Source organism: Microvirga tunisiensis (genome assembly GCF_009296175.1).
GTDB classification, from domain to species: domain Bacteria; phylum Pseudomonadota; class Alphaproteobacteria; order Rhizobiales; family Beijerinckiaceae; genus Microvirga; species Microvirga tunisiensis.
On sequence record NZ_VOSK01000891.1, the window covers coordinates 1 to 849 of the forward strand.

Annotated in this window: 1 protein-coding gene; it reads left to right on the top strand. The window is 64.0% G+C overall.

Annotated features, from left to right (window positions below; all coding sequences use genetic code 11):
* Positions 1-812, top strand: an 812-nt coding sequence (gene istB, locus FS320_RS44355; RefSeq protein WP_210252272.1) for an IS21-like element helper ATPase IstB, incomplete at its 5' end; no start/stop codon positions are given.
* Positions 813-849 lie beyond the last annotated feature (37 nt).

The window sequence follows — 849 nt, forward strand, 5'->3', positions numbered from 1 at the left end:
GATCTCTATGCGGCTCTGGCGGAGGTGGCGCGATGACCCCCGGCAAGCTCAGACTGGATATCGACACGACGCGCGACCGGCTTCTGGCGCTAGGCTGCCCCTATGCGGCCGAGCACCTCGATCATCTGCTGGCCGAAGCGGTGAGCCAGGCGATGGCCCCGCATGCCTTTCTGGACCGGCTCCTGGAGGTGGAGCTCTCCGGACGCGAAGGACGGCGGGTGAAAACCTCGTTGAAAATGTCGGGTCTGCCGATCGGCCAGACGCTGGAGAACTTCGACTTCGCCTTCCAGCCGGCGATCGAGCGCTCGCGGATCGACACGCTCGCCACAGGTGCGTGGATCCGCAATGCCGAAACCGTGCTGATGCAGGGCCCTCCGGGGGTGGGCAAGACGCACCTGTCGGTGGCGCTCGGGACCCGGGCGGTCGAGATGGGGTTCTCGGTCTTGTACTACCGCTTTGACGAGCTGATGACCGCCCTGAAGGTCGATGCCGGCCTGCCGCCGGCGCAGCTGAAACGGCGCCGATATATGAACATGGCGCTGCTGATTGTAGACGAACTCGGCTTCGAGCCGATGACGCGCGAGGAGGCGAGCTTGTTCTTTCGGCTGGTGACCTACCGCTATGGCCGCGGCGCGATCCTGATTACGACGAACAAGAGCATCCGGGAGTGGACCGAACTGCTGGCCGGCGACGAGGTGCTGGCCACAGCCATCCTCGATCGTCTGCTGCACCGGGCGCATGTCCTCAACATCAAAGGGCGCAGCTATCGCCTACGGGATCTTGAGGAGGCTCTCCAGCGCGCTCGCGCCTGAGGCTTCGTAAAACTGGATGTCGCCTTATCTCGTAAAT